Genomic DNA, 20,070 nt, shown 5'->3' with positions numbered 1-20,070 from the left:
CGGCCTTCACAAAAAAACCACCGTAACAGGTGGTTTTTTTGTGCCCGGAAAAACGCGATCAGTGATCGTGATGCAGATAAGCCGGCTGCTTCGGCAAGCGCAGGCTGAACAGGAAAGCCACCACCATCATGGCCGTCACGTACCAATAGAAGGTGTTTTCCATGCCGTTGCTCTTGAAGCTCAGGGCAACGTATTCCGCCGAACCGCCAAACACCGCGTTGGCGACCGCGTAAGCCAGACCGACACCCAGCGCCCGCACCTGTGGCGGGAACATCTCGGCTTTTACCAGGCCGCTGATGGAGGTGTAGAAACTGACAATCGCCAGCGCCAGGGTAATCAGCACAAAAGCCAGGAACGGGCTGGTGTTGCTTTTCAGGGTCATCAGAATCGGCACGGTGCACAGGGCACCCAGCGCGCCGAACCACAACATCGAATTACGCCGCCCGATCCTGTCAGCCAGCATCCCGAAGAACGGCTGCATGCACATGTACAGAAACAGCGCACCGGTCATGATGTAACTGGCCGTCTTGGGCTCCATGCCACCCGTGTTGACCAGATACTTCTGCATGTAAGTGGTGAAGGTATAGAAAATCAGCGAACCACCGGCGGTGTATCCCAGCACCGTAATGAATGCCGCCTTGTGATGCCTGAACAGCGCGGCAATGCTACCGGCGTCCTTGTCCTGACGACTTTCGGCAGTGGTGGTTTCATTGAGGGTGCGGCGTAGCAACAAGGCAATCACCGCTGCACAGGCACCGATCACGAACGGGATACGCCAGCCATAGTCGCGCAGTTCTTCAGTGCTGAGAAACTGCTGCAGAATCACTACGGTCAGCACCGCCAGCAACTGCCCGCCAATCAGGGTCACGTACTGGAAGGATGCATAGAAACCACGCTTGCCGCGCAGTGCGACCTCGCTCATGTAAGTGGCCGTGGTGCCGTATTCACCGCCCACCGACAACCCCTGCAGCAGACGCGCCATCAGCAGCAGCGCAGGTGCCCAGGCGCCAATCGACGCATAGGTCGGCAGACAGGCAATGATCAGGGAACCTGCACACATCATGGTGACCGAGATCAGCATGGAATTCTTGCGCCCATGCTTGTCAGCCACCCGTCCGAACAGCCAACCGCCAATCGGACGCATCAGAAAACCGGCCGCAAACACCCCGGCGGTATTGAGCAACTGGACTGTCGGGTCATCGGAAGGAAAAAACGCCGGAGCGAAATAAATGGCGCAGAAGGCATAGATGTAGAAGTCGAACCACTCGACGAGATTGCCGGAAGAGGCCCCTACGATGGCGAAGATTCGCTTGCCACGCTCTTCTGCGGTGTAAGGCGTTTCCGTTGTGTTTATCGTTGTCATTGTTCCTCATCCCTATCAGGCAACTAGAAACAATCTGTAACACTCAACCTCGACAAGCACAACCATTCAGCCCATTCGCTCTGTCTGCATCAAGTGTTGCAAGTCCGTCAGAGGACTGTGGGAGGCAGCTTGCTGGCGACTTCACCACCAGCGCTGTACCAGAGACACCACAACACTTAACGAGGACAGAGCCAATGAATTCGCTCCTGCTGGCGGTCTACACCTCGATGGCCAGCGCCAGCCCCTGCCCGACTCCCACGCACATGGTCGCCAGGCCTCTGCGGCCTCCGGTCTTTTCCAGATGATGCAAGGCCGTCAACACCAGCCTTGCGCCGCTCATGCCCAATGGGTGGCCCAGAGCAATCGCCCCACCGTTGGGATTGACCTGAGGTGCATCGTCGGCAAGTCCAAGCTCGCGCAGTACGGCAAGTCCCTGGCTGGCGAAGGCTTCGTTGAGCTCGATGACATCAAAATCGGAGACTGCCAATCCCAGGCGCTCGACCAGCTTGCGCACCGCCGGGACCGGACCGATTCCCATCACACGGGGTGCCACACCGGCACTGGCCATTCCCAGAATCCGTGCCCTGGGTTTCAGGCCATGCTTTTTGACCGCTTCGGCCGAAGCCAGGATCAAGGCTGCCGCACCGTCATTGACGCCCGACGCATTGCCGGCGGTAACGGTCTTTTCAGGTCCATTGACCGGTTTGAGCTTGCCCAGGGTTTCCAGGCTGGTATCGGCACGTGGGTGCTCATCCTTGTCGACGACGGTTTCACCCTTCTTGTGAGCGACCCGCACCGGCACGATCTCTTCCTCGAAAAAGCCCGCAGCCTGGGCAACGGCAGTGCGTTGCTGGCTGCGCAGGGCGAAAGCGTCCTGATCGGCTCGAGAAATCTTGAAGTCATCCGCCACGTTATCGGCGGTTTCAGGCATGGAATCGACACCGTATGCCGCCTTCATGGCCGGATTGACGAAACGCCAGCCGATGGTGGTGTCTTCCAGCTTCATGCTGCGCGAGAAAGCGGCATCGGCCTTGCCCATGACAAATGGCGCACGAGACATCGACTCGACACCACCGGCAATCGCCAGCTCCATTTCGCCAGCAGCAATGGCCCGGAAGGCGGTGCCGATGGCGTCCATGCCCGAAGCGCACAGGCGATTGAGGGTCACGCCGGGAATGCTCGGCGGCAGACCGGCCAGCAGAGCAGCCATGCGCGCAACGTTACGGTTGTCTTCGCCCGCCTGGTTGGCACAGCCGAGGAACACTTCGTCCACTTCGTCCCAGTTGACCGAAGGGTTGCGCTCCATCAGGGCCTTGATCGGTACCACCGCAAGGTCATCGGCGCGTACCGCAGACAGACCGCCACCAAAGCGCCCGATGGGGGTACGGATTGCATCGCAGATAAAAACGTCACGCATCATGCTTCTCCTGCAACCTGACCATGAGCCGCAGCAGTCCGGGCTTCAAGCTCACGCAGGGCGTCGAGTTCCACAGCAGTGGGTTCTTCGGAGTAAACGACCTGCTCGGCAAAGCGGACTTCCCAGCCGGTCGCCGCAATGACCTGTTCGCGGGTAACGCCAGGGTGCAGAGTCGTAACGATAAACTCGTTGGTACCGGCTTCCGGCTCCATGATGCACAGGTCCGTGATGATTCCCACCGGCCCGGCACCCGGCAGGCCGAGACGCTTGCGCGAATCGCCGCCTTCGCCATGCCCGACCGAGGTCACGAAGTCGAGTTTGTTGACGAACGAACGGGCCGACTGCTTGAGGATGATCAGCACCGACTTGGCAGATCCGGCAATTTCCGGCGCACCACCGGCACCCGGCAAACGGACTTTCGGGTTGTGGTAATCGCCCACAACAGTGGTGTTGATATTGCCGAAACGGTCGACCTGCGCCGCGCCCAGAAAGCCTACATCCACACGCCCGCCTTGCAGCCAGTAACGGAAGATTTCGCTGGTGGCGACCACGGTATCGGCGGTTTCAGCCAGTTCACCGTCACCGATGGACAGCGGCAGAACCGTAGGTTTGGCGCCGATCGGACCCGATTCGTAGATCAGAACCACATCCGGCGAAGAGGTCAGTCGCGCCAGGTTCGCCGCCTTTGAAGGCAGGCCGATGCCGACGAAGCAGACCGCGCCATTGCGCAAGCGACGGGCGGCGGCGATGGTCATCATTTCACTGGTGGTGTAAGTCATTATTTTGCCTCCGCTGCGCTGGCCAGCTTGCTCTGGAACTCACTGAAATCCGCTGTGCCATGAATGTATTCGGCAATCCAGGCGCTGAAGGTTTCCCGGTCCCGGGCAATCGGGTCCCAGGCCTGGTAGAAAGGATTGTCCCGCTCGTAGTAGCCGTGGGCATAGGATGGATGCGCGCCGCCCGGCACCAGGCAGACAGCGCTCAATGCCCAGGTCGGCAAGACGCAGGAGTTCATAGGGGCCTTGAGGTCGTCGACGATTTCCTCGACCGTCACGATGCAGCGTCTGGCAGCCAGTGCAGCTTCCTTTTGCGCACCGAGAATCCCCCACAGCAGCACGTTGCCCTTGCGGTCGGCTTTCTGGGCATGGATCACTGTGACATCCGGGCGTACCGAGGGCACGGCAGCCAGCACCTCACCGGTAAACGGGCAGGTCACCGTCTTGATCAGCGGGTTGACCTTGGGCAGGTCGGAACCGGCGTAGGCGCGCAGCACCGCGAAGGGCAAACCCGAGGCTCCGGCGACATAGGCGTTGGCCAAGTCGGCGTGGCTGTGCTCTTCTATTTCAATTGCATGGGGCCACTGTTTTTCGACGGCATCGCGCAAGCGATGGAGAGAGCCAACCCCCGGATTGCCACCCCACGAAAAAATCAGCCGTTTCGCACAACCGGCACCAATCAATTGGTCGTAAATCAGATCCGGCGTCATGCGCACCAGCGTCAGGTCCTTTTTACCCTGACGAATGATTTCATGGCCTGCCGCCGTTGGAATAAGATGCGTGAAGCCTTCAAGTGCAACGGTATCGCCATCGTTGACCAGTTGCTTCACTGCATCGCGTAGAGAAAGAATTTCAGCCATGAGGTGCTCCCGAACCCAACATCACGTTCAATAACCGGCGCGAAGGGCGCCGCAATGAAAATGAGGTTATGCCTGAGCACGAGCGCAAACAATCCGATAATCGACTAAGCGTTCGATAATCGAACGCATTAAAAAGCAGCCACTCCGCTCGTCAGGTAAACAGCTGCGTGCTCAGATCCCGACTCGCATCCAGCATGATCGGCAGGAACCGCTGTTCCAGCTCACTCCGGGCCACTCGCCCGGCACTGGTACTGACATTCAGCGCAGCCAATACCTGACCCGATGCGTCATAGACAGGCACGGCAATCGAACGCAGCCCCTGCTCCAGTTCCTGATCGACAATGCACCAGCCTTGCTGACGAACCAGTTGCAGGCACTCCAGCAGCGCTTCGGGGGTACGGATGGTGCGGCTGGTCTTGGGTTGCAGGTCCACATGATCGAGATACTCACGCAACGACACATCGTCCAGTGCCGCCAGCAGAATACGCCCCATGGATGTGCAATACGCCGGCAGCCGACCACCGACAGACAGATCAACGGAGATGAGCCGCTGAGTGGTGGCCGAACGGGCAATGTAAAGAATGTCATCGCCTTCGAGGGTCGCCATGTTGCAGGCCTCATGCAACATATCGCTCATACGGTCCAGATAAGGCTGTGAAGAAACCGCCAACGGCGTCGAAGATAGATAGGCATGCCCCAGGGTGAGCACCTTGGGCAACAGGGAATAGGTCCGACCGTCCGTCGTCGCATAACCCAGCTTGATCAAGGTATGCAGACAACGACGGACTGCCGCCCGGGGAATTTCCGTGCGGTGGCTGATCTGGGCAATGGTCAGATGTCGCTTGCGCTCCTGAAAGGCATGAATCACGGCCAACCCACGTGCCAGCGAGGTCATGAAATCGGGATCGCCTGTCAGCGCCTGGATACGCTTTGCAGGCGAGGCCACGATAGGCGGTGCCAGCGATGCAAAAGAATTACGCAGTTCATCATTCATTGCCAACACCTCTGTAACAGCTCTCAGGCCTTGTAAACCGCTGGCTTCAGCCCTTTTTCAGGGTGTTTTTGGAAAGCCGACTTGTGCGATTATCGAACTAATGGCCGATAATCGCAATTGACCCATTGCAAATATACTTATACCTTTACCTCTGCCATGAAGTGACTTCTTGGAAATCCTGGTCAGGTACCCACTAAGAAGTCCAAGGCAGCGGCCTTGCCCACGAAGCAAGGCCGTTTTCATTAGAGCGATCACAACTGCGACACTCTGACGCACCCCATGACGATTGCCGCTTAATCGCCCCGCCGATTTTCATTTGAATTCTGTCGCCAGTAAGCTGTCCCTGAATTCCGGACTTTCGATGATGAAAGTTTTGTCATATTCATTACTCACCAAAACTTCAGAAGAGTCTCACAAAAAAAACATTATTCATGAATCTCCCGGCAGCCGGACAACGCCTATAGTTGACGAGACTGTACTTCTTGGAGATAGTAGCGATCACTTGATTGGCAATACCTTGCCCACCCTGCGCAACATGCAGTCGGTTTTTCGGCGCAAGGACCAATCAATGCCAGCCCCAGTGCTTGACCAAAAAACGAATGTCGCTACGACAGCTGTTTTTTCTGGTGCCCGTAGCCGCGAGCAGCAACGTGTCAAAGGCCTTGTGAAAAATCCGGAAGCCCTGCGTGGCCAGACAGCCACGAATGTATTTTGCCGGTCAGCTCACACGAGCGAACACTTTTGCGCGCTCTGCGTTATCACCAGACTCAATTGACTTAGATCAGGTAACTCAGTGACTAAAGATGAACTGCGCGCGGAACTTGAGCGCCAGGAACAACGTTACAAGGATGTCTACGGCGGGGAAATCACCACCTACGCCGCGCAGCCCGAACCGGAACGCAAGCCATGGCGTAAAAGAGCCAGCCTTCTGGATCAGGCTTTCAAAGAAGAGCTGCAGAAAATGGAAAAAGACCTGAAAGAAGAGACCTGACAAACTCAAGGTCCTGAACGTTTTCAAGCGTTTGAAAAGGCCTTGAGAATGCCCGTAGCCAAGATGTCAGCGCCCTGTTGAGCGATCAGTCGGGTACGCCTGCCATGTCTTTTTTTTGGCTTTAAGCGATACCAATCAGCGGCTGGCAAGTCGATCCGTATTTTTTCTGTCATAATCGCGCCCCCTTCAGACCGGGTCAGAAAACGTACATGATCGATTTATTCAGTGGGCTAGATGCTTGGGTGTTAGTGAGCCTGTTGCTCGCCCTGGCATTCGTCCTAACGTTCGAGTTCATCAACGGCTTTCATGACACCGCCAACGCGGTGGCGACAGTCATTTACACCAAGGCAATGCCGCCGCATCTGGCCGTGTTCTTCTCGGGTGTCTTCAACTTCCTCGGCGTCCTGCTGGGTGGTGTCGGCGTGGCATATGCCATCGTCCACCTGCTGCCGGTGGAACTGCTGATCAACGTCAACACGGGGCATGGACTGGCCATGGTGTTCTCACTGCTCGCCGCAGCGATCACCTGGAACCTGGGCACCTGGTACTTCGGGATCCCCGCTTCGAGCTCGCATACGCTGATCGGTTCCATTCTCGGTGTCGGCCTGGCCAACGCGCTGATCAACGGTATTCCGCTGAGCGATGGCGTGAACTGGCAGAAAGCGATCGATATCGGCGCATCGCTGGTGTTCTCGCCGCTGGCCGGTTTCCTGGTCGCAGGCCTGGTGCTCGTTGCCCTGAAATGGTGGCGCCCGCTGTCCAAGATGCACAAGACGCCCGAGCAGCGTCGCAAGATCGACGACAAGAAGCACCCGCCGTTCTGGAACCGTCTGGTGCTGGTCATCTCGGCCATGGCCGTGAGCTTTGTGCATGGTTCCAACGATGGCCAGAAAGGCATCGGCCTGATCATGCTGGTCTTGATCGGTATCGTGCCAAGCCAGTTCGTTCTGGACCTCAACAGCACCACCTACCAGATCGAGCGCACCCGGGATGCAACCCTGCACCTGAGCCAGTTCTATCAGCGCAACAGCAGCACGCTGGGCGAATACCTGGCCATGGGCAAATCGATGAAGGGCGACCTGCCTTCCAGCGCCGCCTGTAACCCGGAGCAGACCGAGCCGACCATCGACGCCCTGCTCGAAACCATGAAAGGCGTGACCGACTATCGCGCCCTGTCTTCCGAGCAGCGCATCGAAGTACGTCGCTACCTGCTGTGCCTGGATGACACCGCACGCAAGGTCGGCAAGCTGCCGAACCTGGGTTCCCGTGAAAAGTCCGACCTGGAAAAACTGCGCAAGGACCTGACCGGCACCACCGAATACGCACCGTTCTGGGTAATCCTGGCCGTTGCACTGGCGCTGGGTATCGGCACCATGGTTGGCTGGAAACGCGTGGTACTGACCATCGGCGAGAAGATCGGCAAACAGGGCATGACTTACGCCCAGGGCATGTCGGCGCAGATCACCACAGCCTGCGCCATCGGCATGGCCAACATCTTCAGCCTGCCCGTTTCGACCACCCACATTCTGTCGTCGGGTGTTGCCGGAACCATGGTAGCCAACCGCAGCGGTCTGCAAGGCGGCACCGTGCGCACCATTCTGCTGGCCTGGGTCCTGACCCTGCCCGCCACTGTCGCACTGTCGGCCTGCCTGTTCTGGCTGGCATCCAAGGCACTGGCCTGATCCACCTGACAAAGGCGGTGCACTCGCACCGCCTTTGACGCCTTACCTGCGCTTCCTGCCTCCCAGCAACGACCCCATCAAACCCCGCACCAGCTCACGCCCCAATTGAGTCGCCGCCTGACGCATGGCGTTTTTCACAGCCTGTCCGGCCACGCTGCCCAGAAACTCACTGGCCTTGTCACCGAAGCTTTCCGACTCCCTGGCAGGCACATCGGCCTGACTCGTCTCGCTCGCCTTGCGGGTAACGAGCATTTCGTAGGCCGACTCACGGTCAATGGGCTTGTCATAGCGCCCGGCCAGCGGTGACTGGCCGATCAGGCTGACGCGCTCGGCATCGCTCAACGGCCCGATACGCGATTGAGGAGGAGCAATCAGCACACGCTGGACCATGGCGGGTGTGCCCTTATCCTGCAAGGTGCCCACCAGCGCCTCGCCAATCCCCAGCTCAGTCAGCACACTCAAGGCATCGAATTCGGGATTGGGCCTGAAACCATCGGCTACCGCCCGCAGCGACTTCTGTTCCCTGGCGGTGAACGCTCGCAACCCATGCTGAATGCGCAGACCCAGTTGCGCCAGAATGTCGTCCGGCAAGTCTCCCGGCGACTGAGTGACGAAATACACACCGACGCCCTTGGAGCGAATCAGGCGCACAACCTGCTCAAGCCGCTCCTGCAAGGCTCTGGGCGTATCGGCAAACAGCAGATGCGCCTCATCGAAGAACAGCGCCAGCAGCGGCTTGTCCGCATCGCCCCGCTCGGGTAGTTGCTCGAAGAGTTCAGCCAGCAACCACAGCAGGAAAGTGGCGTAGACCTTGGGGGCTTCGTGTACCAGGCGACTGGCATCGAGCAGATGAATGCGCCCTCGCCCGTCGCTGGCCGGCTGCAGAATATCTTCGAGTTGCAAGGCCGGTTCGCCAAACAAGGCTTCTGCCCCTTGCTGCTCCAGAACGGCAAGACGCCGCTGCAAGGCCTGGCTGGAACCGGCGGTCATCAACGCGCCATCTTCGCCCAGCAATTGCGGGTTATCGCGCAAATGATTGAGCAGTGCCTTGAGATCCTTGATATCCAGCAGCAGAAGACCTTCACGATCAGCCACCTTGAAGGCTGCATACAAGGCCGCTTGCTGACTGTCACTCAGCTCAAGCAGATTACCCAGCAGCAACGGTCCCATTTCACTCAAGGTCGTGCGCAGTGGATGGCCGGACTTGCCGTCGATATCCCACAACGTGACCGGATAGGCCTGAGGGCGATGATTGAGCCAGGGCATGCCGGTAATCCGCTCGGCAATCTTGCCCTGGGGATTGCCCGCCGCACCAAGGCCGCAGAGATCACCCTTGATATCCGCGGCAAAGACTGCAACCCCAGCATCGCTGAAGGCTTCAGCCAGACGCTGCAGAGTGACCGTCTTGCCAGTCCCGGTTGCACCGGCAACCAGACCGTGACGATTGGTCAGGCGCAAGGCCTGAAAGACAGGTTGCCCACCGAGGTCGGCTCCCAACGCAATATCCAGAGAATCGGGCATTTCATCACCTGCTCAATACATCGTGCACAGTGCTGACCGTCGGCCGGCAGCTTTCATGAAATGTTTATTATTGACCAGATTCGCCAAAGTCGAACGCCGGACGGCTGAATGCTCAAGCGTCGCTGTCGGGCTCGGGAGGCTGTTCCTGCAATTGGCGCCACAATCTGGCGGCATCGCTGAAGTCGGCACCGTTTTCAGGTGTCAGCTCATCGGGGTCGTAACGGCTCAGGCAACCTTCGCCCAGAGTGGAAGGTGCGGTGGAGGTAGCCTTGTCGAGGGGATCTGTCATGGGATTCGCTCCTGCGCAGCGTTTGCAGAGGGTGCAGGAGCGAATCTATTCGCGAATGACTCGAATGATCAATCAAAAACCACGGTCTTGTTGTCGTGCACCAGCACCCGGTCTTCCAGGTGAGCGCGCAGACCACGGGCCAGGACCATTTTTTCCACGTCACGGCCGAAACGCACCATGTTTTCGATGCTGTCGCGATGGCTGACGCGCACCACGTCCTGCTCGATGATCGGGCCGGCGTCGAGCTCTTCAGTGACATAGTGACAAGTGGCACCAATCAACTTCACGCCACGCAGCGAAGCCTGATGGTAAGGCTTGGCACCGACGAACGATGGCAGGAAGCTGTGGTGAATATTGATCACCTGATGGGCATATTCGCTGCACAGTTGCGGCGGCAGGATCTGCATGTAGCGCGCCAGGACCACGACGTCAGCCTTGTGATGGCCTACCAGACGCGAAACTTCGGCAAACGCCGGTTGCTTGTCTTTAGGGTCGACCGGGACGTGGTAATAAGGAATATCGTGCCACTCGACCATGCTGCGCAGGTCCTGGTGATTGGAGATCACACAGGCAATGTCGCAGTCGAGTTCATCACTGTGCCAGCGGTGCAGCAGGTCGGCCAGACAATGGGATTCGCGGCTGGCCATCAGCACCACTCGCTTCTTCTGCGCCGAATCGGTGATGCGCCAGTCCATCGAGAACTCTTCGGCAATAGGCTTGAAGGCTTCGCGGAAACCATCGAGATCAAAAGGCAATGTATCGGCACGGATCTCGTGGCGCATGAAGAACCAGCCACTGAGATTGTCCGAATGGTGGCTCGCTTCGGTAATCCAGCCATTATGGGATGCCAAAAAGTTACTGACTTTGGCAACGATGCCAACACGGTCCGGGCAAGCAATCACCAGACGAAAAGTGCGCATTTAGGGAAACTCCAGAACTTCGCAAAGGCGCTATTCTAGCGACTGTGCGGCAAAACTGCAGTATTCCCTTTGCCCTTGCCCACAAGAAAACCGGCAACCGGGGATTGCACCTTGCCATCACCCCCTTTTCAGCGTTCAAGCTTCAAACAAACCCTCTATTTAGCGGGGTTTTAAGAGGGGCATCTTTGGCGATCACAGACCTTCTCGCTAGTTCCATGAATCTGTAGAAGGGGTGCTATATTCTAAATAATTCAATAAAACTTTTATTTAATGTTTACTTGCTCAATTCCTCTGACTATTATTACGTGACTGTCTCCCTGAAACCCATCACAACATAAGGTCCCCCTCATGTCCCTGATCAACGAATACCGCGCCACAGAAGAAGCTATCAAAGAACTGCAAGCCCGTTTGAAAAACCTGTCGCAAGACGACAAACTGCAAACCGAGCTGGAATTCGAAGGCAAACTGCGCACACTGATGGGCGAATACCAGAAATCGCTGCGTGACATCATTGCACTTCTGGATCCAGAATCGAAAGTTAAAGCTCCTCGTGGCGGCGCAGTGAAAACTACCGGCACCAAGCGTGCTCGTAAAGTCAAGCAATACAAGAACCCGCACAACGGCGAAGTCATCGAAACCAAAGGTGGCAACCATAAAACTCTGAAAGAGTGGAAAGCCAAGTGGGGCGGTGACGAGGTTGAAAGCTGGGCCACTCTGCTGGGCTAAGCTTCACAGGGTTGCACATCATCTGCACCCGTTAAAAACGCCAGCTTGCTGGCGTTTTTTATTACTCCGGTTTCCTTCGGTCTTATCCCGGCACACCCAATCGCTCAGTTAAATTTCTTACATAATCCTGCCATTGACTCAACACCTTCAGCTGTTCTGCGGTGGCATTAAGGGACAACTCCACCAGCGCCTTCGTAAAACCTTGTAATGTGTTGGGAGCCCCAGCCTCAGGGCTGCTCAGCCTTGTCTGACAAAAACTGCGCCAACGTTGTTGCTCTTCGCTACTCAAGGTATCCGGAAAGTTACGAGCCCGATAACGAAACAGCAACTCGGGCAGACGCCCATCGTCAAAAGGCCAGGCATCATGGGCCAATTGTTCTGGCTCGGCACAGCGTACTTGCTCACAAAGACGGCGATCACGATCACCAATAAAGCCATCATACAATTGCTGCTCGGGATCTTCAGAGGCCGTGAAATCTTCCTTGCCATACAAGGCAGGCAATTTGTTCTGCCAAAGTTCACGGCTCTCGTTCAGCTGTGCCACTCGTTGCTGACAGGTCGCCATATCAAGCTGCAAGCGCTGTTGGTTTTCAGTGCGCAAGACAGATAGCGGTGCAATCACCGGACAACGGTTTATATGCAGCAACTTGAGCGGCACCGGCAATTCATCGTCTGCCAGCCCCTCGCGGCGCGTATATAAACGCTGTTTCAGAACTTCGGCGTCCTCCTCCAGCAAGGGCGAATGATCCAGATGCAGGTCGCACACAATCAGTGCATTGCGATTATGTGGATGCCATGCCAAGGGTAATATGATGCCCAGATAATTACGGGCCGCCGAGAAACGTCCTGAAATATGTACCAGCGGCTGCATCAGCCGAATCTGTTCCTGAACCTTCTGTTTACTGCGCAACGCGAACAGATAATCATAAAGTCGTGGCTGTTTATCCCGGACAAGACGCGCCAGGGCAATCGTTGCCCGTACATCCGACAATGCATCGTGAGCCTGACCATGATCGATACCGTTGGCCGCGGTCAGACGTTCCAGCTTGAGCGTTACCCTTCCCTCTTCCTGCGGCCAGACAATTCCATCGGGGCGCAACGCATAGGCAGCCCGCACCACATCGATCAGGTCCCAGCGACTGTTGCCGCCCTGCCATTCACGGGCATAGGGGTCGAAAAAGTTTCGATAGAGGCTGTAACGGGTCACTTCGTCATCGAAACGCAAGGTGTTATAGCCGGAGCCGCAGGTCCCGGGCGCTGACAATTCAGCGTGTACCCGCGTCATGAAATCCGCTTCGCAGAGCCCTTTTTCAGCCAGACGCTCGGGCGTGATACCGGTTATCAGGCACGCCGCGGGATGCGGCAGGATGTCGTCGCCGGGCTGGCAGTACAGATTGACCGGCGTGGCGATTTCATTGAGGTCGAAGTCGGTACGAATGCCGGCCATCTGCAATGGACGGTCATTGCGCGGGTTGATACCGGTGGTTTCATAGTCGTACCAGAAAATGCTGGAAGTCACGGGCTGATCCTGAACAAAAGACCAACAAAGTGTAGGTCTTCGGGTATGCCTGTGGCGAATGCCTTGTTGCGCACCTCTGCCGTGCTCGATAGCATCACAGATCGCCTTCAGGTCCCGCCCCCGACAATGTCATCGTCTCCAGCATCGCCAAGGAATGCAGCGCCGTCCGTGCCACTGGATACCCGAATCGGGATCGAGACACCGGAAGGCATCGATCTGGTCATGCGTCCGGCCGGCCTCCTGCCTCGTGCATTGGCCTTCGGGATCGACCTGAGCATCCGTGTGCTGGTGATCGGCGCACTCCTCATATTTTTCCGGCTGTTCGACAAACTCGGTACAGGCCTGAGCTCAATCGCCATCTTTCTGGTGACCTGGTGGTACATGGTGCTGTTCGAAGTCCTGAACCAGGGCTGCACGCCGGGCAAGCGCATCATGGGGTTGCGGGTGGTCCATGACGACGGCACGCCCATCGGCTGGGCATCGTCGCTGATACGCAACCTGCTGCGCGTGGTCGACATGCTGCCCTTCGGCTACAGCGTCGGGGCCATCAGTTGCCTGAGCCATCCCCGGTTCAAGCGCCTTGGCGATCTTGCTGCGGGAACCTGGGTGGTCTATCGCGATGTGCCGGTCCAGCGCCCGATCCTGCCGCAGGCCGATCCGCTTATCGCGCCTTTTCCCCTGACACTGGACGAACAGCGTGCCGTACTGGATCTGGCAGAGCGCCAGGGCGAGCTTTCCAGCGCACGTGCCGACGAGCTGGCCGGCATTCTCGCCGAACCCTTGCGCGTCTCGCCCGACCAAGCGGTTGCTCATATCAACGGCCTGGCCCGCGGCCTGCTGGGGCCGACATGAAGCAGAGCCAGTTTGAAGCGCGGCATCAGTTGCACTGGCAGCTCTTCGGTGAACGGCTGGATACTCTTGAGCGGGGCAAGCGCGATCCCGAAACCGGCGAGACCTTTGCCAGCGATTACCGGCGCATCTGCCACCAGTTGGCACTGGCCAGGGAGCGTGGCTACAGCAGCCACCTGATCGACCCGTTGCAGCAATTGGCAATGCGTGGCCATCAACAACTCTATCGCCATCGCAGCAGTTTCGCCGCGCAGTTTCTGGGGTTCCTGCTTGCCGGATTCCCGCGTCTGGTACGCGAGCAATGGCGTTTCATACTGGTCGCCAGCCTGCTGTTCTTCGGCAGCCTGATCGGCATGGGCGTGCTGGTGTATTTCTTTCCGGACCTGATCTACAGCATCGTCAGCCCCGCGCAGGTCAGCGACATGGAAAGCATGTACGATCCTGCCGCCCGGCGCATCGGCCAGGCACTGGAGCGAGAGTCCAGCTCCGACTGGATGATGTTCGGCTACTACATCATGAACAACATCGGCATCGCGTTTCAGACGTATGCCAGCGGGTTGCTGTTCGGCCTGGGCAGCCTGTTCTTCCTGCTGTTCAACGGCCTGATGATCGGTGCAGTCGCCGGGCACCTGACGCAGATCGGCTTTGGCCAGACATTCTGGTCATTCGTGGTCGGTCACGGAGCCTTTGAGCTGACGGCGATTGCCCTGGCGGGTGCGGCGGGGCTGAAGCTGGGCTGGGCCTTGCTGGCACCCGGTCGCCTGACTCGCGCCGAAGCCTTGCGTCAGGCCGCACGAGTCAGTGTGCAATTGATCGGTGGCGTCATTCTGTTTCTGTTGATTGCAGCCTTTACAGAAGCCTACTGGTCATCCATGACCTGGCCCGCACCGCTGATCAAATACCTGGTGGGCGCTGTGCTCTGGGCGTTGGTGATTGCCTATCTGACTCTGGCAGGACGGACAGCCCATGCGCCTGACTGACGCCAGTGTCACCCTACGGCCGCGCAATCCCTGGGAAGCCATGGATCTGGGCGTGTTGCTGGCCAGGGAACATCGAGGCCTGCTGATGAGCAGTTGGGCCATCGTCACCCTGCCCTGCTTCGCACTACTGACGCTGTTGCTGTGGGATTACCCCTCGCTGGTATTCTTTCTGTTCTGGTGGCTCAAACCAGTTTATGAACGCCTGCCGCTGCTGATTCTTTCCAAGGCATTGTTCGGTCAAGCGCCCACACTCAAGCAAGCGCTCAAGGCCTGGCCTGCAACCCTCAGGAACGAGTTGCTTCCCAGCCTGACGTCAAGACGCCTGAGCCCGAGCCGCAGTTTCCTGCTGCCGGTGCAACAACTGGAAAACCTGTCGGGTATCGAGCGAAGTCGACGCATCGCCCTGCTCAGCCAGAAAGACATGCGCGCCGCCCGTTGCCTGACCATCGTCGGCAGCCACCTGGAGTTTACGCTGTGGTTCGGTCTGATCCTGCTGTTCTATGCCTTCATTCCCCAGCAGATCGAACTCGACTGGCGCTGGTACAGCATGCTCAATGCCAACGGCAGCTGGAACTGGCTGGAACACCTGAGCAATGCACTCTATGCCCTGGTGCTGGTGTTCTGGGGACCGATCTACGTTTCCTGCGGTTTTACCCTGTACCTCAATCGACGCACGACTCTGGAAGCCTGGGATATCGAACTGGTCTTCAGACGCCTGCGCCAGCGCTTGATCGGCAGCGCTTATGCGCTGCTGATCGCTGCCGGCCTGACCCTGTCTGCCGTGCCCGCTTCGGGCTGGGCAGACGAAACAGAAAGCTACAGTTGCCCGCTTCCGGAGCCGGAACAAGCCAGCTCCGCCGCCCCCGACACACCGCGCCTGACGCTCCAGGACCTGACCAGCGAAGAAGCCAGAAAAGACATCAGAGCCCTGCTGCAACAACCACCGTTCAAGAACCCCAAGACCGTCACCGGCTGGCGCTTCCCGGAACACAAGGAACCGGCCTCTAAGGCCAGCCCCGGCAACGAGACCACTCTGCTCAAATGGCTCAATGGCCTGCTGAGATCGGCAGGCGTCATCGCCAACGTACTGGAAGCCGTACTCTGGGCAACCGCCATCGCCCTGACCGGCTGGCTGATCTGGCGTTATCGCCTGTGGTTCAAGACCTTCGTCAACCGTGGCAGCAGCAAACGCAAAACCCTGCGCGATAAACCCGAACAACTGTTCGGCCTGTCCGTCACGGCCCAGAGCCTGCCTGACGACATCGCCGCCCACGCGCAGCGACTCTGGGCCAGTCAGCCGCGAGAAGCCTTGAGCCTGTTGTATCGCGGCCTGCTCAACCGCTTGCTGAGCGACTATCAACTGCCCCTCAAGCATGCCGACACCGAGGGTCAGGTGCTGGAAAAAGTCGCCAGCCTGAACCTGCCACTGTTGAGCGAGTTCAGCCGCAACCTGACCACCCATTGGCAAAACCTCGCCTACGGCCATCGCCTGCCTCCTGCACATCTGCAACAGGAACTCTGCGACGGCTGGCGCCGACTGTTCGATGCAGAGGCAAAACGATGAGCCGGCGCAAGCAGATACTGGTCGGCCTGCTGGTGCTCGTGGCACTGCTGCTGGGCGGTGGCTATGCCTACAAGCATCTTGAGCCCTATGAAGAAATCATCGACCAGGGACCTTCGCCGGAAGTTGCGGCCAATCCGTATCTGGCTGCCGAACACTTCCTGCGTCAACGTTCGCCCTCGGTCAACACCACCCGTAACCTGCTCGAGCTTCCCGACGTCAGTCAGCAGCCACAAACGCTCTTGCTGCTCGACAGTCGCGAAAACATGACACCTGCCCAGGCCGAACGGTTGCTGGGCTGGGCCAGATCCGGCGGCCACCTGCTGTTCGTCGCCGAGCAGATATGGGATGAGCAAAAGAACCGCAGCGGCGACCTGCTGCTGGACCGGGTCGAGATTCGCCAGTACCTCACCCGGGACATCAAGCTGCAGGATCGCGAAGAAGAACGACTGGAAAACGATGCGCTGCCCAAGCCGCCGATTCCACTGATCGCGCCCCGAACCGGCAAACCGTCGATGCGCTGGCCGGAACTGACGCGCCTGTATCTGGAAAACGAAAAAGAACCGGCCTACATGAGCTTCAACCCGGCCTTCCACCTGGAAGACCCGCTGGATCATGCCCAGTCCTGGGCCAACAGCGCCGATGCCACGCACATGATGCAAATGGTCTACGGCAAGGGGCTGATCACGGTGGTGACGGATTCCGATCTGTGGAAAAACCGCGCCATCGCCCGCTACGACAATGCCTGGCTGCTGTGGTATCTCACTCAGGACAGCGCGGTGACCATGGTCCTGGAAACCGGACATGACAATCTGGCGAGCCTGTTGCTGCGCAACTTCCCGCTGGCGCTGGGGACACTTGCACTGCTGCTCGGCCTGACGCTCTGGCATGCAGGGCTGCGTGAAGGCCCGCTGCAAGCGCCGGTTGCAAGAGGCCGACGTCAACTGACCGAGCATCTGCGCGCCAGTGCCGATTTTGTACGCCGCCGCAGCGGCCATCAGGCCCTGATCAAGAGTCTGCAAACGGACATCCTGCGCCGCGCCCGCCAGCGTCATCCCGGCTTCGAACGATTGGGCGTGACCGACCAATGGCAGGTTCTGGCACGCCTGACCCGCCAACCCACCAGCGCCATCAGCGACGCCCTGCGACCAAGGCCCAGCCAGCGCATGTCCAGTGCCGAATTCACCCGTCAGGTTGCCCACCTGCAAACCCTCAGGAATGCCTTATGAGCGATCAACCGAGCGACCAGCCCCACAACCTCGACAGCCTCCCGCCCACCGAAGCCCCGGTCAGTGCAGAACCGACGCCTAGCACTCAGGCGCAGCAACGGCAGCGGGCCAGCCATCTGGCACAGGCGCTGCGCAACGAGTTGCAAAAGGCCGTGATCGGTCAGAATGCGGTGATCGACGATGTGTTGACCGCGTTGATCGGTGGCGGGCATGTGCTGCTCGAAGGCGTGCCGGGGTTGGGCAAGACCTTGCTGGTCCGCGCCCTGGCCCGTTGCTTCGGTGGCGAGTTCGCGCGCATTCAGTTCACCCCCGATCTGATGCCCAGCGACGTCACCGGTCATGCGGTGTATGACATACAGACCGAGCAGTTCAAGCTGCGCAAGGGGCCGCTGTTCACCAACCTGTTGCTGGCCGACGAGATCAACCGCGCCCCGGCCAAGACTCAGGCTGCGCTGCTCGAAGCCATGCAGGAACGGCAAGTCACTCTTGAAGGCCGTGCGCTGCCGATTGCCCAGCCGTTCATGGTGCTGGCCACGCAAAACCCCATCGAACAGGAAGGCACTTATCCCCTGCCGGAAGCCGAGCTGGATCGCTTCATGCTCAAGCTGCGCATGGATTACCCGGACACTCAGGAAGAGCTGACCATGGTGCGGCAAGTGACGCGCTCGCCCCGGGCCGACATTCTCGAAGTGCAACCGTTGCGGGTCATCCTGCAGGCCCGTGAAGTTCAGGCACTGCAACGTATCGCCAGCGAATTGCCCATGGACGATCAGGTACTGGATTACGCCGTGCGTCTGGCACGCAGCACCCGCACCTGGCCAGGCCTGAGCCTCGGTGCCGGGCCACGCGCCTCCATCGCTCTGGTTCGCGGTGGTCGGGCACGCGCCCTGTTGCGCGGTGGCGAGTTCGTCATACCGGACGATATCAAGGGCTGTGCGCTGGCGGTGCTGCGCCATCGGGTCAGGCTTTCCGCCGAACTGGATATCGAAGGGCTCTCGGTGGATCAGGTGCTCAAGCAATTGCTCGATCAGGTTCCGGCACCGCGCCTATGAAGCAGGCATTCAGGCCATCGACCCGATTGCTGGGCTGGTTTGGCGGGCTGGCGGGACTTGCCTTGCTGCATGGCAGCCTCAAGGCGCTGGGTGTCGATCTGCCCACAGCAATCACTACCCTGTTCTGGGCCGCATTGCTGGGTCTGGCAGGAACGAGCCTGTTCGATCTCGTTCGTCTTGCACGCCAGCCTTCACCCGGCATACAGCGCCAGTTGCCGGGCAGCCTGGCACTGGGGCGCTGGAGCGAAGTGCGACTGGACATCGAGCATTCATCCGCTCGCACTCTGGCCCTGCGCGTGTTCGATCACATCCCCGACGGCCTGGAGTTTGAGAACATGCCGCTGTCGGTCACCCTGGCCAGCGGCGAAAAGGTCCAGACGGGTTATCGCCTTCGCCCTGTCAAACGTGGGCCATTCGTCTTCGAGCACTGTGAAGTCAGCCTGCCCAGCCCGTTGCGCCTGTGGTCGGCACGTCGCTATCTGCCCGTACCCGGCAGCACTCGTGTCTACCCGGATTTCGCCCGGCTGTATGGCGGCCAGTTGCTGGCTGTGGATAACTGGCTCAGCCAGATCGGCGTGCATCAGCGTCAGCGCCGTGGGCTGGGGCTGGAATTCAATCAATTGCGCGAGTTTCGCGAAGGCGACAGCCTGCGGCAGATCGACTGGAAAGCCACTGCCCGACAACGCACGCCCATTGCCCGCGAATATCAGGACGAGCGCGACCAGCAGATCATCCTCATGCTCGACTGCGGCCGACGCATGCGCAGCCAGGATGGCGACCTGTCGCATTTCGATCACAGCCTCAATGCCTGCCTGCTGCTCAGCTACGTCGCCTTGCGCCAGGGCGACGCCGTGGGATTGACGACCTTTGCCGCTGATCAGCATCGCTATCTGGCCCCCGTCAAAGGGCAGAGTCATTTGAACCTGCTGCTCAACACGGTTTATGACCTGCAAAGCACCCGGCATGCAGCAGACTACAGTACGGCAGTGCGCCAGGTGCTGGCACGACAGAAACGCCGGGCTCTGGTGATTCTGGTGACCAATCTGCGCGATGAAGACGATGAGGAATTACCGGCAGCCGTGAAGCAGCTCAGCCGTCAGCATCGGGTATTGGTGGCCAGTCTGCGCGAGGAGGTACTGGATAATCTGCGCCAGTCGTCGGTACAGACCTACGATCAGGCACTGGCTTATTGCGGGACAATCGACTTCGGCAATGCGAGGGCCGGTCTGCATGAACGCCTGGCAGCCCAGGGCATACCGGTCATGGATGTGCGCCCAGCAGAACTGGGCGCACAACTGGTCACTCGTTACTTGAGCTGGAAGAAAGCCGGAACACTGTAAA

19 protein-coding genes are annotated in these 20,070 nt (G+C 58.9%); 10 read left to right on the top strand and 9 right to left on the bottom strand.

Annotated features, from left to right (window positions below; translation table 11 throughout):
- Positions 1-58: 58 nt before the first annotated feature.
- The 5 genes from JSY17_RS04090 to pcaR form a co-directional block, all read right to left on the bottom strand.
- Positions 59-1,363, bottom strand: coding sequence for an MFS family transporter (locus JSY17_RS04090; protein ID WP_117165919.1), 1,305 nt, complete (start codon positions 1,361-1,363; stop codon positions 59-61).
- A gap of 217 nt (positions 1,364-1,580) precedes the next feature.
- Entirely contained in the window at positions 1,581-2,783 is a 1,203-nt protein-coding gene (gene pcaF / locus JSY17_RS04085; protein WP_206400645.1) for a 3-oxoadipyl-CoA thiolase, read from the bottom strand.
- Positions 2,780-3,559 carry a CoA-transferase subunit beta gene (locus JSY17_RS04080; protein ID WP_117183918.1) on the bottom strand — a complete coding sequence of 260 codons (780 nt, stop codon included), beginning with the start codon at positions 3,557-3,559 and terminating at the stop codon, positions 2,780-2,782. The genes pcaF and JSY17_RS04080 overlap by 4 nt, the downstream gene beginning before the upstream one ends.
- The gene (locus JSY17_RS04075; RefSeq protein WP_117184997.1) at positions 3,559-4,416 is read right to left on the bottom strand and encodes a CoA transferase subunit A; all 858 of its coding nucleotides are present in this window, start codon (positions 4,414-4,416) and stop codon (positions 3,559-3,561) included. Before JSY17_RS04075 ends, JSY17_RS04080 begins: the two co-directional genes overlap by 1 nt.
- 151 nt (positions 4,417-4,567) lie before the next feature.
- The gene (gene pcaR / locus JSY17_RS04070; protein ID WP_117183921.1) at positions 4,568-5,410 is read right to left on the bottom strand and encodes a pca regulon transcriptional regulator PcaR; all 843 of its coding nucleotides are present in this window, start codon (positions 5,408-5,410) and stop codon (positions 4,568-4,570) included.
- 361 nt (positions 5,411-5,771) lie between these two features.
- Between pcaR and JSY17_RS04065 the strand changes: the two genes are divergently transcribed.
- The 3 genes from JSY17_RS04065 (at position 5,772) to JSY17_RS04055 (ending at position 8,083) form a co-directional block, all read left to right on the top strand.
- Complete coding sequence (locus JSY17_RS04065; protein ID WP_162883213.1) at positions 5,772-6,185, top strand: hypothetical protein; 414 nt, start codon at positions 5,772-5,774, stop codon at positions 6,183-6,185.
- Between the two features lie 18 nt (positions 6,186-6,203).
- On the top strand, positions 6,204-6,401 hold the full coding sequence (locus tag JSY17_RS04060) for a hypothetical protein (RefSeq protein ID WP_117183923.1): 198 nt from the start codon (positions 6,204-6,206) through the stop codon (positions 6,399-6,401).
- 209 nt (positions 6,402-6,610) lie between these two features.
- Positions 6,611-8,083 (top strand): inorganic phosphate transporter, encoded by a 1,473-nt coding sequence (locus tag JSY17_RS04055; RefSeq protein WP_117165913.1) that lies wholly within the window; start codon positions 6,611-6,613, stop codon positions 8,081-8,083.
- Between the two features lie 42 nt (positions 8,084-8,125).
- Here the strand turns inward: JSY17_RS04055 and JSY17_RS04050 are convergent, their stop codons facing one another.
- The 3 genes from JSY17_RS04050 to purU form a co-directional block, all read right to left on the bottom strand.
- On the bottom strand, positions 8,126-9,604 hold the full coding sequence (locus JSY17_RS04050) for a helicase HerA-like domain-containing protein (RefSeq protein WP_206400643.1): 1,479 nt from the start codon (positions 9,602-9,604) through the stop codon (positions 8,126-8,128).
- A gap of 112 nt (positions 9,605-9,716) precedes the next feature.
- Positions 9,717-9,893: a hypothetical protein gene (locus tag JSY17_RS04045; protein WP_162880401.1), complete on the bottom strand. Its 177-nt coding sequence runs from the start codon at positions 9,891-9,893 to the stop codon at positions 9,717-9,719.
- Positions 9,894-9,961: 68 nt separating this feature from the next.
- Positions 9,962-10,813, bottom strand: coding sequence for a formyltetrahydrofolate deformylase (gene purU, locus JSY17_RS04040; protein WP_117165911.1), 852 nt, complete (start codon positions 10,811-10,813; stop codon positions 9,962-9,964).
- A gap of 348 nt (positions 10,814-11,161) precedes the next feature.
- Between purU and mvaT the strand changes: the two genes are divergently transcribed.
- A complete protein-coding gene (mvaT, locus tag JSY17_RS04035) occupies positions 11,162-11,539 on the top strand; it encodes a histone-like nucleoid-structuring protein MvaT (protein WP_025261637.1) in 378 nt (125 codons plus the stop codon).
- An 82-nt stretch (positions 11,540-11,621) separates the two neighbouring features.
- Here the strand turns inward: mvaT and sbcB are convergent, their stop codons facing one another.
- Positions 11,622-13,058, bottom strand: a complete 1,437-nt coding sequence (gene sbcB, locus JSY17_RS04030; protein WP_206400641.1) for an exodeoxyribonuclease I — start codon at positions 13,056-13,058, stop codon at positions 11,622-11,624.
- A gap of 126 nt (positions 13,059-13,184) precedes the next feature.
- Between sbcB and JSY17_RS04025 the strand changes: the two genes are divergently transcribed.
- From JSY17_RS04025 to JSY17_RS04000, 6 genes are read left to right on the top strand one after another with little or no spacing between them, the layout of a single operon-like run.
- Complete coding sequence (locus JSY17_RS04025; RefSeq protein ID WP_206400638.1) at positions 13,185-13,910, top strand: RDD family protein; 726 nt, start codon at positions 13,185-13,187, stop codon at positions 13,908-13,910.
- Complete coding sequence (locus tag JSY17_RS04020) at positions 13,907-14,887, top strand: stage II sporulation protein M (RefSeq protein WP_206400637.1); 981 nt, start codon at positions 13,907-13,909, stop codon at positions 14,885-14,887. The genes JSY17_RS04025 and JSY17_RS04020 overlap by 4 nt, the downstream gene beginning before the upstream one ends.
- Complete coding sequence (locus JSY17_RS04015; RefSeq protein ID WP_206400635.1) at positions 14,874-16,451, top strand: DUF4129 domain-containing protein; 1,578 nt, start codon at positions 14,874-14,876, stop codon at positions 16,449-16,451. The genes JSY17_RS04020 and JSY17_RS04015 overlap by 14 nt, the downstream gene beginning before the upstream one ends.
- Complete coding sequence (locus tag JSY17_RS04010) at positions 16,448-17,677, top strand: DUF4350 domain-containing protein (RefSeq protein WP_206400634.1); 1,230 nt, start codon at positions 16,448-16,450, stop codon at positions 17,675-17,677. Before JSY17_RS04015 ends, JSY17_RS04010 begins: the two co-directional genes overlap by 4 nt.
- Positions 17,674-18,729: an AAA family ATPase gene (locus JSY17_RS04005; protein ID WP_206400633.1), complete on the top strand. Its 1,056-nt coding sequence runs from the start codon at positions 17,674-17,676 to the stop codon at positions 18,727-18,729. Before JSY17_RS04010 ends, JSY17_RS04005 begins: the two co-directional genes overlap by 4 nt.
- The gene (locus JSY17_RS04000; protein WP_206400632.1) at positions 18,726-20,069 is read left to right on the top strand and encodes a DUF58 domain-containing protein; all 1,344 of its coding nucleotides are present in this window, start codon (positions 18,726-18,728) and stop codon (positions 20,067-20,069) included. The genes JSY17_RS04005 and JSY17_RS04000 overlap by 4 nt, the downstream gene beginning before the upstream one ends.
- Position 20,070 lies beyond the last annotated feature (1 nt).

Source organism: Pseudomonas capsici, assembly GCF_017165765.1.
GTDB classification, from domain to species: domain Bacteria; phylum Pseudomonadota; class Gammaproteobacteria; order Pseudomonadales; family Pseudomonadaceae; genus Aquipseudomonas; species Aquipseudomonas capsici.
Note: the sequence above shows the minus strand (reverse complement) of the source record. Positions and strands in the feature narration are given on the sequence as shown.